Annotated in this window: 11 protein-coding genes; 7 read left to right on the top strand and 4 right to left on the bottom strand. The window is 70.3% G+C overall.

What is annotated here, in order from left to right:
• Nucleotides 1-29: 29 nt before the first annotated feature.
• The gene (locus tag ACFC09_RS12640; RefSeq protein ID WP_376526464.1) at nt 30-1,034 is read left to right on the top strand and encodes a Gfo/Idh/MocA family oxidoreductase; all 1,005 of its coding nucleotides are present in this window, start codon (nt 30-32) and stop codon (nt 1,032-1,034) included.
• Nucleotides 1,035-1,116: 82 nt separating this feature from the next.
• On the opposite strand, the gene ACFC09_RS12635 is transcribed toward ACFC09_RS12640, so the two are convergent.
• From ACFC09_RS12635 to ACFC09_RS12620, 4 genes are all read right to left on the bottom strand, one after another.
• Nucleotides 1,117-1,308 (bottom strand): hypothetical protein, encoded by a 192-nt coding sequence (locus tag ACFC09_RS12635; RefSeq protein ID WP_376526461.1) that lies wholly within the window; start codon nt 1,306-1,308, stop codon nt 1,117-1,119.
• A gap of 174 nt (nt 1,309-1,482) precedes the next feature.
• A complete protein-coding gene (locus ACFC09_RS12630; RefSeq protein ID WP_376526458.1) occupies nt 1,483-2,394 on the bottom strand; it encodes an ATP-binding cassette domain-containing protein in 912 nt (303 codons plus the stop codon).
• 4 nt (nt 2,395-2,398) lie between these two features.
• Nucleotides 2,399-3,475, bottom strand: a complete 1,077-nt coding sequence (locus ACFC09_RS12625; protein ID WP_376526455.1) for an ABC transporter permease — start codon at nt 3,473-3,475, stop codon at nt 2,399-2,401.
• Nucleotides 3,475-4,494: a sugar ABC transporter substrate-binding protein gene (locus ACFC09_RS12620; RefSeq protein WP_376526452.1), complete on the bottom strand. Its 1,020-nt coding sequence runs from the start codon at nt 4,492-4,494 to the stop codon at nt 3,475-3,477. The genes ACFC09_RS12625 and ACFC09_RS12620 overlap by 1 nt, the downstream gene beginning before the upstream one ends.
• A 1,064-nt stretch (nt 4,495-5,558) precedes the next feature.
• Here ACFC09_RS12620 and ACFC09_RS12615 point away from each other — a divergent pair.
• From ACFC09_RS12615 to ACFC09_RS12590, 6 genes are all read left to right on the top strand, one after another.
• On the top strand, nt 5,559-6,872 hold the full coding sequence (locus ACFC09_RS12615; RefSeq protein ID WP_376526449.1) for an ABC transporter substrate-binding protein: 1,314 nt from the start codon (nt 5,559-5,561) through the stop codon (nt 6,870-6,872).
• Nucleotides 6,869-7,849, top strand: a complete 981-nt coding sequence (locus tag ACFC09_RS12610) for a carbohydrate ABC transporter permease (protein ID WP_376526446.1) — start codon at nt 6,869-6,871, stop codon at nt 7,847-7,849. Before ACFC09_RS12615 ends, ACFC09_RS12610 begins: the two co-directional genes overlap by 4 nt.
• Nucleotides 7,846-8,742: a carbohydrate ABC transporter permease gene (locus tag ACFC09_RS12605; protein ID WP_376526443.1), complete on the top strand. Its 897-nt coding sequence runs from the start codon at nt 7,846-7,848 to the stop codon at nt 8,740-8,742. Before ACFC09_RS12610 ends, ACFC09_RS12605 begins: the two co-directional genes overlap by 4 nt.
• A 505-nt stretch (nt 8,743-9,247) precedes the next feature.
• A complete protein-coding gene (locus ACFC09_RS12600) occupies nt 9,248-10,732 on the top strand; it encodes a glycoside hydrolase family 76 protein (protein ID WP_376526440.1) in 1,485 nt (494 codons plus the stop codon).
• Nucleotides 10,733-11,046: 314 nt separating this feature from the next.
• A complete protein-coding gene (locus ACFC09_RS12595; RefSeq protein WP_376526789.1) occupies nt 11,047-12,699 on the top strand; it encodes a glycoside hydrolase family 76 protein in 1,653 nt (550 codons plus the stop codon).
• 169 nt (nt 12,700-12,868) lie between these two features.
• Entirely contained in the window at nt 12,869-13,630 is a 762-nt protein-coding gene (locus ACFC09_RS12590; RefSeq protein ID WP_376526437.1) for a GntR family transcriptional regulator, read from the top strand.
• Nucleotides 13,631-13,689 lie beyond the last annotated feature (59 nt).

The following is a 13,689-nucleotide window of genomic DNA, read 5'->3' as shown; positions in this document are numbered from 1 at the left end:
CCTGCACAGCACCAAGGAGTTGCACGACCATGCGCATCGGAATCCTCGGCCTCGGCCGCATCGGCGCCTTCCACGCCGAGACCCTGTCCGGACTGGACGCGGTCGAGTCCCTCGTCGTCGCCGACCCGTTCGCCGACGCGGCCAAGACCGCCGCGGAGCGGTTCGGGGCCGAGGTCGCGGACTCGCCCGAGGCCGTACTGGCCGCCGGCGTGGACGGCCTCGTCGTGGCAGCCGCGACCGACGCCCACCCGGACCTGATCCGGGCCGGCGTCGAGGCCGGCGTCCCCGTCTTCTGCGAGAAGCCCGTCGCCCGCACCATGGCGGAGGGCGTGGCGGTGCTCAGGTCCGTCGCGGGCAGCGACGTACCCGTCCAGATCGGCTACAACCGCCGCTTCGACGCCGGTTTCGTCGCCGCGCGGGCCGCGGTACAGGCCGGTGAGCTGGGCAAGCTCCACACCGTCCGCTCGACGACGCTGGACCCGGCCCCGCCGCCGGCCGCGTACATCGCCGCCTCCGGCGGCATCTTCCGTGACTGCAGCGTGCACGACTTCGACATCATCCGCTGGGTGACCGGCCGCGAGGTGACCGAGGTGTACGCGGTGGGCGGCAACCGGGGCGCCGACTACATCAAGGAGGCGGGCGACGCCGACACCACCGGCGCGATCCTGACGCTGGACGACGGCACCATCGCGGTCGTCTCCAACAGCCGCCACAACGCCCGCGGTTACGACGTCCGCATGGAACTGCACGGTTTCCGGGACTCCATCGCCGTCGGCCTGGAGGACAAGCTTCCGCTGCGCTCCGTCGAGCCGGGGGTGACCTTCCCGGCCGGTACTCCGCACGACTTCTTCATGGACCGCTTCGCCGCCGCCTACCGCGCCGAACTGACCGCGTTCACGGAGGTCGTGGCCGGCACCCGGCCCTCCCCGTGCACGATCGAGGACGCCCTGGAGGCAGGCTGGATCGCGGATGCCTGCACCCTGTCGCTGCACGAGCACCGGCCGGTGACGATCGAGGAGATCCGCTCGGTCTGACCCCGGCGGTCCGGCGGCACGGCGAGGCCCGGCGCCGTGGGCGACCGAAGAGGCACGGTCACCCACGGGTCCGGGGTGCGGGTCACAGGCAGTAGCGGACCAGCCAGTCGTCGGGATGGTAGGCGTCGCGGGCCGGGTCCCGGGGCGTGGCCTGCGCCATCTCCACCGTCTCCCGCGGGTGGACCCGCTCCGGCAGGGTGCCGAACCGGGCGCGGCGCAGGGCGGCCTCGGCCGCCCTGTCCGAGGGCTGCTCCTGTGGTGCCGTGTGGGTCATCCGGTCCTCCCCGTGGCCGGCGGGTGCACTCTTCGCCTCTCTGACGTGTTCACCGCCTCGCGGGTTCCCGGGCGACGCATGTGAACCGGACGCCCCGTGAGCCACCGGCCAAGCCCACCGGGCGCGACGGTGCCGGCCGTGCCCGGTGGGTACGGCCGGCACGGTCCGCCGTGGTCAGGAGGTCTCGTCGGCCGGCCTCGCGTCCGGTGTGGTGCGGTCGTCCGCCTCGGGCAGCTCCGCCACGTCCACGCCGCGTACCTGGGCCAACTCGTGCTTGAGCGCGGTGAGTTCCGCACCGCCCGCCATGTGGTTGGTCAGCTCCTCCAGGGTGATCCCGGAGCGCTCGGCGCTCAGTTCGAGGGTGCCGAGGCGCAGCACGCTGAAGTGGTCGCCGACCAGGTAGGCGTGGTGCGGGTTGTGGGTGATGAAGATGACGCCGAGGCCGCGGTCCCGGGCGGCCGCGATGTACTTCAGGACGACGCCGGACTGCTTCACGCCGAGGGCGGCGGTCGGCTCGTCCAGGATCAGCACGCGGGCGCCGAAGTGGACGGCGCGGGCGATGGCGACACACTGGCGCTGGCCGCCGGAGAGGGTGCCGATGGGCTGCTCCAGGTCGTCCAGGACGATACCCATGTTGCGCAGTTCCCGGTCGGCGGTCGCCTTCATGCGGGCGATGTCCAGGCGGCGGACGGGCCAGGGCCCCTTGGTCAGCTCGGAGCCGAGGAAGAAGTTGCGCCACACCGGCATCAGCGGGACGGTCGCCAGGTCCTGGTAGACGGCGGCGATGCCCTTGTCCAGGGCCTCGCGCGGGGTGCTGAAGCGCACCGGCGCGCCGTCCACCAGGAAGTCGCCCTCGGTGTGCTGGTGCAGCCCCGAGATGATCTTGATCAGGGTGGACTTGCCGGCGCCGTTGTCGCCGAGCACACAGGTCACCCGGTTCGCGAACACCTGGAGGTCGACCCCGTGCAGGGCGCGGACGTTCCCGTAGGACTTGCCCGCCGCGCGGAGTTCGACGAGCGGCCCGTGCTCGGCCGGCGCGGTGTCCTGGAGGACGGCGCCATGGGTTCCGGTCGTGTTGCTTGTCATCGGGTCACCTCCGGGTCGCCGTGCGCTGGACCCACAGATTGATGAGGACGGCGCCGAGCAGCATCACACCGAGGAATGCCTTGAACCAGTCGGGGTTCCAGCCGGCGTAGACGATGCCCTGGTTCACCATGCCGAACATGAAGGCGCCGAAGACCGGGCCGATCGCGGAGCCGTAACCGCCGGTGAGCAGGCAGCCGCCGATCACCGCCGCGGCGATGAAGATCAGCTCCTGGCCGACGCCCTCGCCGGACTGCACGGTGTTGAAGGAGAACAGTTGGTGCATGCCGACGAACCAGGCGCCGAAGCCCACGGCCATGAACAGCGTGATCTTGGTGAAGTCCACCGGGACACCGACCGCGCGGGCGCTGTCCTTGTTGCCGCCCACGGCGAAGATCCAGTTGCCGTACTTGGTGCGCAGCAGCGCCCAGGTGGCCAGGGCGGCGAAGGCCAGCCACCACACCACGGTGATCTTCACCTGGACGCCGCCGATGTCGAAGGAGGAAGCGAAGACCTTCCTCGCCTGGTCGAAGCCGTCCATGTCGCTGATGTCGTCGGTGGCCACGTTGCCGGTGACCAGTTTGGTCACCGCGAGGTTGACGCCTTGCAGGATCAGGAAGGTGCCCAGGGTGACCAGGAAACTGGGCAGTCCGGTCCTGACCACCATCCAGCCGTTGAACGCGCCGATCCCGAGGGAGACGACCAAGGCGACGATCACGCCCGCCCAGACGTTCAGCGTCAGCTGGTAGCTGAGCATGCTCGCGGTCAGGGCCGAGGAGACCACGGCGACGCCGGAGGAGAGGTCGAACTCGCCGCCGATCATCAGCAGGGCCACGGGCAGGGCCATGATGCCGATGGTCGAGGACTGGTAGAGCACGGTGGCCATCGATCCGCCCTGGCGGACCGCGGGCGCGGCGACCAGGAAGAAGACGAGGACGGCCACCGCCCCGAGGAAGACACCGACCTCGGGGCGGGCCAGGATCCGCAGCGCCAGGGGGCGTTCGGCGGTACGGCCGTCCCGCCCGCCGGGGCCGGGGGCCGGTGGTGTGCCCACCGCCGGTTCAGCCTGTTGGGCCATGCTCATCACCGGGTGCCCTTCGCGGCGAACTCGGCGACGCTGTCGACGTTGGACTTGTCGACGAAGGCCGGCCCGGTCAGCACGGGCTGCTCCCCGCCGCCGCTGTAGTTGCCGTTGTTCTTGTACAGCCACAGGGCGTCGACGGCGAGGTAGCCCTGGAGATACGGCTGCTGGTCCACCGCGAACTGGATCGTGCCCTTGGAGACCGCCGTGGTCAGGTCCTTGTTCAGGTCGAAGGTGGCGATCTTCGCCTTGCTGCCCGCGTCCGAGACCGACTGGACCGCGGTCAGGGCATAGGGGGCGCCGAGGGCGACGACGTAGTCGATGGCGCTGTCCGTCTTGAGCTTGGCGGTGATCGTCGACTTCACGGACGGCATGTCGGTGCCGTTCACGTAGAGCGTCTCCGTGGTGCCGGAGAACGTCTTCTTCACACCGTCGCAGCGCTGGGTGAGGCCGACATTCCCCTGCTCGTGGATCACGCATACGGCCTTCTTGGCGCCCTCTTCGTTCAGCCGCTTGCCGAGCGCTTCACCGGCCACGTTCTCGTCCTGGCCGAAGAATTCCAGAAGGCCCAGGTTCTTCCAGTCGTTCAGGCCGGAATTGAGGCCGACGACGGGAATGTCCGCGGTCTTCGCCTTGCCGAGGACGGCCTTCATCGCGTCGGGCTTGGCGAGGGTGACGGCAATGCCGTCAACCTTCTGGTCAATGGCGTTCTGGACCAGGTTGGCCTGATTCCCGGCATTCGGATCGGCGGAGTACACCAGTTTGATGTTGTCCTTGGCGGCCGCTGCCTCGGCGCCCTTGCGCACGATGTCCCAGAAGGTGTCGCCCGGGGCCTGGTGGGTCACCAGGGCGACCGTCATCCGGGGAGTCGTGGCCTTGCCCGCGGCGGCGTTCGTCCCCGCATCTTCGGCCTTCTTCCCGCCGGAGCTGCTCGAACAGCCGGCGAGGGCCAGTGCGGCCGCGGCGGCGACGGCGACCATGGGGGCCAGTCGGCCGGAGCGGGAGCGAGTAGAGCGGTCCATCTTTCCTGCACCTCACTGTGCTGCCGGGAAAGGGACGGATCGCGAAGATCCACATCCCCGCCCGGGACGGTCCGGGTCGTTTTCTGTGCGCTGGGACGGGATCCAAGTCCGTGGAGCGGCCGCTGTCAATACTTTGTCAAGACATCAATTCACAACAAGGTCAGAATGTAAATACAAACCATCGACAGCGTGGCCGTACGAACCCACGCCTGAAAGGCGCCGGCCCCCGTCCGAGGGACAGCCTAAGGATCGACGCGCAGGGCCGAGTCACTCACGCCCTACGATCTGATCACGATGGGCCGCATTCCCGATCAGAATCGGCCGCGCAGGACCTGCCGACTCGCCCCATTTCCTGCGCTCTCCGGCGAAGACGGTCAGCATTCCCGCCGCCGTCCCCCCAGGCCGGCGAGGGCTCGCCACGCCGGGACCCGGCCGCAGGACATCGGAGGTGTCGGACGGCTCCGGCGCGGTGGTCGCCGACGCCTCCACCCGCGCCCTCCCCGGTCGGGGCCCGGAGAGAGTGCGGCAGACCGGCCGGGCAGGTCCATGGCCGCCGACGCCCCGTCCCACGGCGAAGCCCAGCGGTCCGTCCGAACTCACCGCAAAACAAAGGGAGTCGACCGATCTGCGCCGGATGGCACACCCGTCCGGAACGCGGGAGTCGCCCCGCGCCGGGCCCCAGGCGCGGCGGGCGGTCGCCGTGCCGCCACCGAAGCGCCCGGCCCGGCTCGACGAGCCGTGGGCGGCCGTCCCGCCCGGCCGCGCGGCGCGGAACGTACGACCGCGCGGCCCGCTCCGCCGGGCACCGCGCGCACGCCCACCGGGCCTGCCCGCCCCCGTCGACCGCCAACTGCTGGTCAATCCATGATCCTTGGACCGCGCCCCCGCGGGCCCCGCTCGTGTCGGTTACGTTTCGGGCAAGAGACACCCGACCTATTGACGCTGGCTGTACATACGACTGTGATTACGCCCACGATGTTCGGTCGAGTTGGTTTCTGATCGGTTTCGAAGACCTTTCGGGGCTGACTCTCCCCTTGGCCGAACCCCTGCTTCCAGGAGCCGCCATGCGTCACTCCCCGTCAGGTCTGCCCGCCCAGGGTCCCAGCCGTCGCTCCCTGTTGCGCGGAGTCGGCGGCACAGCCGTTCTCGCCGGCGCCGGCATACCCCTGCTGAGCGCCTGCGGCGGCAGCGGCACGTCCTCCGACCCGAAGACCGTCACCGTGGGGTCCAACGCGTCGGACGCGGTGCCGAAGAAGGCGTTCGAGCAGGTCTACGCGGCCTTCAAGAAGCAGTCAGGGCTGACGGTCGATGTGAACACGAAGGACCACAACACCTTCCAGGAGCAGATCAACTCCTACCTTCAGGGCACTCCTGACGACGTGTTCAACTGGTTCGCCGGCTACCGCATGCAGTTCTTCGCCGCCAAGAAGCTGGCCACCCCGATCGACGACGTGTGGCAGAAGATCGGGGACAACTTCCCCGAGGCCATGCAGAAGCTCAGCAAGGGCGAGGACGGCAAGTACTACTTCCTGCCGATGACGTCGTATCCGTGGGCGGTCTTCTACCGCAAGAGCGTCTTCCAGCAGCACGGCTACGAGATCCCCACCACCTGGGACACGTTCGTCGCGCTGTGCAAGCAGATGCAGAAGGACGGCCTGGTCCCGATCGCGTTCGGCGACAAGGACGCGTGGCCCGCGATGGGCACCTTCGACCAGATCAACTTCCGGCTCAACGGCTACGACTTCCACGTCGAGCTGATGGCGGGCAAGGCGTCCTGGACCGACGCCAAGGTGCGGGCCGTCTTCGACCACTGGACGGAGATCCTCCCCTACCACCAGGACGGCGCCATGGGCCGCACCTGGCAGGACGCCGCGCAGTCGCTGGTGGCGAAGAAGTCCGGCATGTATCTGCTGGGCAGCTTCGTGGCGCAGCAGTTCACGAACAAGGCCGACCTGGACGACCTCGACTTCTTCGCCTTCCCGGAGATCAACTCCGCGTTCGGCCAGGACACCGTCGAGGCACCGACCGACGGCTACATGGTCAGCAAGTCCCCGAAGAACCACGCGGGTGTCCTGAAGCTGCTGGAGTACCTGGGCACTCCTCAGGCCGAGGAGACCTACCTCAAGACCGACCCCAGCGTGGTCGCCGCCTCCAGCAAGGCCGACACCTCCTCATACGGCGCGCTGCAGAAGAAGGCGTTCGACATGATCGGCAGTGCCAAGAGCCTCACGCAGTTCATGGACCGCGACAGCCGCCCGGACTTCACCTCCACGGTGATGCAGCCCTCGCTGCAGAAGTTCATCCAGAACCCCAAGGGCGTCGACAGCGTGCTGTCCTCCATCGAACGCCAGAAGAAGACGATCTTCGCCTCCGAATGAGCACCGACATGACCACGAAGACCCCGGAGGCGGCCGCCGCGCCGGCTCCGGGGGCCGCATCCGACGCCAAGCGGGCCACGCGCAGCCATCTGCGGCTGCTGACCCGCCGTGACCGGATCACGCTCGGCCTGATGGCCGGCGTGCCCACGGTCCTGCACGTGGCCCTCGTCTGGGTCACCGCCCTCGCCTCGATCGCACTCGCCTTCACCACTTGGGACGGCATCGGCTTCGGCTCGATCAAGTGGGTCGGGCTGGACAACTTCAAGGAACTGTTCGAGAACAACCCGCAGTTCTGGCCGGCCGTCGAGCACAACGTCATCTGGTTCGTGGTGCTCATCGTCATCCCGACGCCGCTCGGCCTCTTCCTCGCCACCCAGTTGGACAAGAAGATCCGTTTCTCCCGGGTCTACCAGACGGCGTTCTTCCTGCCGGTGGTCATCTCCATGGCCTGCATCGGCTTCGTCTGGCAACTCGTCTACAACCCGGACACGGGCCTCATCAACAGCCTGATCGGGGCCAACAAGCCCGGCCACTACATCGACTGGATCGGCGATCCCAAGCTGAACCTGTGGGCGGTCCTGATCGCCGCCTCCTGGCGGCACACCGGCTACATGATGATCCTGTACCTCGCCGGGCTGAAGGGCGTCGACCCGTCGCTGCGGGAAGCCTCCGCGCTGGACGGCGCGGGCGAATGGCAGACGTTCCGGCACGTCGTCTTCCCGACGCTGCGCCCGACCAACACGATCGTCCTGGTCGTCACCATCATCGAGGCGCTGCGCGCCTTCGACCTGGTCTTCGTCTTCAACAAGGGCGCGCAGGGCACCGAGTTGCTGTCGATCCTGGTGACCAACAACATCATCGGGGAGTCGAGCCGCATCGGCTACGGGTCGGCGATCGCGGTGGTCCTGCTGGTCATCTCGCTCGCCGTGATCATCCCGTATCTGGTGGCCACCACCCGGAAGGAGCGGCGGTCATGAGCGCCCCCACCCTCGCGGCCGGCGCCGCCCGGCGGCGCGCGCCCGTGCGTCCGGCCCGCGTCCTGCTGCACGTCTTCCTCGCGGGCGCCGCCCTGGCCTGGCTCGCCCCGCTGCTCTGGGCGGTCTTCTCCGCCCTGCGTCCGTACAGCGAGACCAGCGAGAAGGGCTACGTGTCCTGGCCGGACAAGCTGAGCCTGGACAACTTCACCAACGCGTTCCAGCAGTCGGACATGATGCACTACTTCGGCAACACGCTGCTGATCGCGGTGCCGGCCGTGCTGCTGACGCTGTTCCTGTCCTCCTGCGTCGCCTTCTACGTCGCCCGTTTCGACTTCCGGCTCAACCTGGCGCTGCTGCTGGTCTTCACCGCGGGCAACCTGCTGCCGCAGCAGGTCATCATCACCCCGCTGTACCGGCTGTACCTCCTGATCGACCTGCCCGGCATCACGGTCAGCGGCAAGCTGTACGACTCGGCGCTCGGCCTGGTCCTCATCCACGTGGCGTTCCAGTCCGGGTTCTGCGCGTTCGTACTGAGCAACTACATGCGCTCGCTGCCGCACGAGCTGACCGAGGCCGCGCTCGTGGACGGCGCCTCGGTGTGGCGGCTGTACTGGCAGATCACGCTGCCGCTGTGCAAGCCGGCGATGGCGGCGCTCGCCACCCTGCTGTCGATCTGGATCTACAACGACTTCTTCTGGGCGATCGTCCTGATCTCGACCGGGGAGAACATGCCGATCACCTCGGCCCTGAACAACCTCTCCGGCCAGTACTTCACCGATCCCAACCTGGTCGCCGCCGGCGCCCTGCTCACCGCGATCCCCACGCTGGTCGTGTACTTCCTGCTCCAGCGCCAGTTCGTCAACGGCCTCACGCTGGGCTCCAACAAGGGCTGATCCCCGCACCGAGCGGCGCGCTCGTACGGGGACACAGACTTGGTGGGCCCCGTCCGGGCGGGCCCGCTGCTCCGGTGTCAGCTCCGGGTCCACGGCGGCGACGATCCCTCCAGTTGGGCCACCGGGACGCCCCGGCGACCGGGGACGACCGGCAGCGACCCGCCCGACTGCCGGGCGAGCACCGCCTGGTTGGGGGCGCGCCGGTCTCCCGGGCCACGTCGTACGGGGCGGCGAGCCGGGGCGCCGGGGTGGTCGTGGTCGGGCGGCAGCGGCCGAGCAGTTCCTCGCCCCGCCCGACCTGGCCGCCGTCCGCCCGCAACGCGCGGTTGTCGGACGTGTCGATGAAGTTCCCGCCTGAGGTCAGGAGACGCCGAGCGGTCCGGTGCGCCTGACGCACGTTCATCACGCGTACGGTCATTCCCGTTGACGCTTCGGCCGCCCCTCACTACCGTCCGAGAGCGCTCTCTCCTCCATGCCCGCAGCATGTCCTGACAGGGAGGCCCCGATGACTCCCGTACCAAGACCGCGCACTCCGGTACTGCGTGCCCTCGGCCGGCCGGCCGCGGCACTCGCCCTGGCGCTGCTCGCGGCCCTCGTCCCGCAGCCGGCGTCCGCCGCCCCGGCCGTGTCGGCCGCCATCTGCAACAAGTACTGCGACACCCGTGATCCCGCTCTCTCCCCCGGCGACCGGACCCCGGTCACGACAAGCCTGTACGGGCGGTCGATCGTGCTCCACTTCGACGACGCCGACGCGATGGGCTGGGCGTCCGTGGCGAGCGGCTACCCGGGCGACGAGGTCTGGCTCGACCGCTCCTTCGACGGCGGCCGCACCTGGAGTGCGGGCAGCAGACTCGGCAACACCGCCGTCCCCACGGGCCGGCGCGACCGGCGCACGCTCATGTACAACGTGGACGACTGGAAGAACCACGGCGTCGGCGCCCTGCGCGCCTGCGGCAAGGCCGGGAACCGGACCGAGATCGCATGCACCCCGTGGGCCCGTACCACCTGGAACGCCGGCGACCGGCGCAAGGCGGCGGCCACCGGGCTGATGACCTTCTACAACTACGGAACCGGCCTGTTCGACACCACCGGCTGGTGGAACTCGGCCAACGCCCTGACCGCGCTCATCGACACCATCCGGGTGTCGGGCCTGCGCAGTTACACGTACGCGATCTCCCGCACGTACGAGCTGAACGTGAACGCGCGGGACGGGCAGTTCCGCAACGAGTACATCGACGACACGGGCTGGTGGGGGCTCGCCTGGATCGCCGCCTACGACCTGACCGGCGACCGCCGCTACCTGGACACCGCACGGGCCGACGCCGACCACATGGCCGCCTACTGGGACGGCACCTGCGGCGGCGGTGTGTGGTGGAGCACGGCGCGGACGTACAAGAACGCCATCGCCAACTCCCTCTACATCGAGCTGAGCGCGGCGCTGCACAACCGCGTCCCGGGCGACACGACGTATCTTCACCGGGCCCGGACCGGCTGGTCCTGGTTCCAGGGCACCGGGATGATCAACGGCTCGAACCTGGTGAACGACGGGATCGACCTGTCCACCTGCCGCAACAACGGCCAACCCGTCTGGTCCTACAACCAGGGCGTCCTGCTCGGCGCCCTCACCGAACTGCACCGGGCGACCGGCGACGGCGCGCTGCTCACCCGCGCCCGGCAGATCGCGGACGCCGCGACCACGGACGCCTCCCTGCACACCGCCGACGGCATCCTGCGCGAGCCGTGCGAGGGCGGCGACTGCGGCGCCGACGGCCCGTCCTTCAAGGGGGCGCACGTGCGCGGTCTGGGCGAGCTGAACGCGGCGCTGCCGGACCATCCGTACACCGCGTATCTGCGACGCCAGGCCGACCGCGCCCACACGAGCGATCGCAACGCCCTCGACCAGTACGGACTGCGCTGGGCCGGGCCGGTCGACACGGTGGACGCGGCGCGTCAGCACAGCGCCCTCGATCTGCTCGACGCCGCGCCGTGAGCCGGGCATTCGGGTCGCGCGGCGCGGTCGCCGAACGCCCGGCGACGTCATCGGCCCGCCGGCGCGCGGCCCGTTCCGACCGGCGGTACCCGGCGGCGGCGCGGACCCGTCCCGTACTCGGCGGGCTGCTGGCCCTGTTCCTGGCGTTGACCGGTCTCGTCGCGCTGCCCGCCCCGGCCCGTGCCGCGGCGCCGGTCTGTGCCCTGGCGTGCGACACGCTGGACCCCTCGCGGGCCCGGCAGGACACCTTCCCGGTGCCGAACCGGAACATCAACGGCCGGACCCTGCGGCTGCACGTCTCCGACCCGGACGACATGGCCTGGGCGAGCATCGACGACGGAGTGCGGGGCGACTCGGTCTGGCTGGACCGGTCCTGGGACCGGGGAGCCACCTGGGAGCCCCTGCTCGGCAAGGCGAGCGTCCCGGACGCCCGGACCGGTACCCGTACGCTGATGTACAACATCACCGACCCGGTCGGGCACCGGCGCGGCTGGATCCGCGCCTGCGCCGACGCGGCCGCCGTCACCTGCACCGACTGGGCGTATCCGACGGTGTGCGACGGCGCGTCCTGCGACGGCGCCGACCCGGCGGGCGCGGCGGGCGACGACACCCCCGTACCGCCGGCCACCCTCTTCGGACGCACCATCGGCCTGCACGTCGACCAGGCGCGCGGCATGGCGTGGGGTGTCCTCTCGGGCGGCGGCACGGGCGACGAGATCTGGCTCGACCGCTCCTGGGACGAGGGGGCCGACTGGCCCGAGGGCTCCTCCCTCGGCCGGACGAGCGTGCCGGCCGGCGCGGTCTCGGCCCGTACGGTCATGTTCGCCACCCGGGATCCGCGCGGCCTGCTGTACGGCGGGGCGGTCCGTGCCTGCGGCCGCGAGGCCGCGCACCAGGAGGGCAGTTGCACGGCCTGGGTCAGGCCCGCGCCGACCCGGACGCGGGCGGCGGCGGACGCGCTGCTGGCCTCGTACCGCACCGACGAGGGCTGGTGGCGCAGCAGTTGGTGGAACTCGGCGGTCGCGCTCACCGCGGTCGTCGACTTCGCCGAGCGCACCGGACGGCACGACTACGACTGGGTGATCGCCCGTACCTTCGAGCAGAACCGCGGTGTCTTCCCCGCCGGCGCGCGCAGCTCCGACCCGGTCGAGGGCCACTTCATCAGCCGCGCCGTCGACGACGCGGCCTGGTGGGCGGTGGCCTGGCTGACGGCGTACGACCACACGGGCGAGCGGCGCTATCTGGACGAGGCCGTCACGATCACCGACTACGTCCACCGGTTCTGGGACACCGGTACCTGCGGCGGCGGTGTGTGGTGGGACCGGGAACGCACCTACAAGAACGCCGTGACGAGCGGCCTGTACCTGTGGCTGGCCACCGCACTGCACCAGCGGATCGGCGGCGACACCGTATGGGGTGCCCGCGCGGCGACGGCGGCGGACTGGTACCTCGGCAGCGGGCTGATCAACCCCTCCGGTCTGGTCAACGACGGTCTGACCGCGGGCTGCGCCAACAACGGTCAGACCGTGTGGAGTTACAACCAGGGCCTGGCCATCGGCGCCTTCACCCAGCTGTGGCGGTCCACCGGCGAGGACCGGTACCTGGAGACGGCCGAACGCCTGGCCGACGCCGCGATCTCCTCGCCCGTGCTGACCCGCGACGGTGTGCTGACCGAGTCCTGCGACCTCGGCACCAACTCCTGCGACGACAACCAGAAGCAGTTCAAGGGCATCTTCGTACGCCACCTCGCCGACCTGGCGGACGCCACCGGGTCGGCCGGCTACCGGGCGTACGTCCTGAAGCAGGCCGAATCGATCTGGGCCACGGACCGCGACCCGCTCAACCGCCTCGGCCAGCGCTGGTCCGGAACGAGCCCCGACGCGGCGGACTGGCGCACCCAGGCGAGCGCGCTGGAGGCGCTGACGGCCGCGGAGCGGCTGCGGGGCCCGGACCGAAGGGGGCGGTGACGGATGCCGACCGGTGGGCCGGGCGCCGCCGGGAAAGCTATCCTGACGCCTACGCCCACCACCGCCGTCCGCGCCCCGGGGCAAGGGCCCCGGTTCCGGTCGCCCGCGGGGCGCGCGGCCACCGGTGTGCGACGGCCCCAGCGGACGACGACGAGGTCAACTGACACACATGAAAGAATTTCGCGAGGTCACGGGCGCGATTCTGCCGGATTACTCCGAACCTCTGTGGGTCCAGGCCGTCAATCTCATCCACGGCGAGATCGAGAAGGGCGTCCTCAAGCCGGGCGCCCGGCTCGCTCCCGAGCGCGAGCTGTGCGGTCAACTCGGCATCAGCCGCGTCACGTTGCGCAAGGCGCTCACCCATCTCGTCGAACGGGGCGAGCTGAGCGCCTCGCACGGCCGCGGGTGGTACGTCGCGCGGACCGCGCGGAAGAAGGAATGGCCGAGCAACCTGGAGTCCTTCAGCGAGACGGCGGCCCGGATGGGGCTGCGCCCGCACTCGACGGTACTGCGCGCCCGGACCACACCCGCGAGCTTCGACGAGGCGGAACGGCTCGGTGTGGCGCCGGGCACCGCGCTGTTCTGTCTGGAGCGGGTGCGCCTGCTCGACGACGTGCCCATCGCGCTCGACCTCAACCGGATCCCGCTGGCCCTCGTACCCGAGGTGGAGAACGCCGACTTCACCACCGGCTCCTTCTACGCGACGCTGGCTCGGGCCGGTGTGGAGCCGGTGCGGGCCGACACCACGATCGAGGCGACGAAGGCCGACGAGCACGCGGCGGAGCATCTCGGCCTGGCGCCGGGTGACCCGCTGCTGGTGCTGCACCAGCTCGCGCTCGGCTCCGGTCAGGAGCCGTTGTTCCTCTCCACCATCCGGTACGCGGGCGACCGCTACCGGCTGCGGACCTCCTTCGCGCGCTCCTTCGGCTGAGGCCCCGCACCGGCGGTCGGCCGCGCGGGTGTCGGGGCCCGGCCGCGGGGCCTGGGCCC

The sequence above is a fragment of the Streptomyces sp. NPDC056161 genome (assembly GCF_042268025.1).
GTDB lineage: Bacteria > Actinomycetota > Actinomycetes > Streptomycetales > Streptomycetaceae > Streptomyces.
This window is presented reverse-complemented; position numbering and strand designations above follow the sequence as displayed.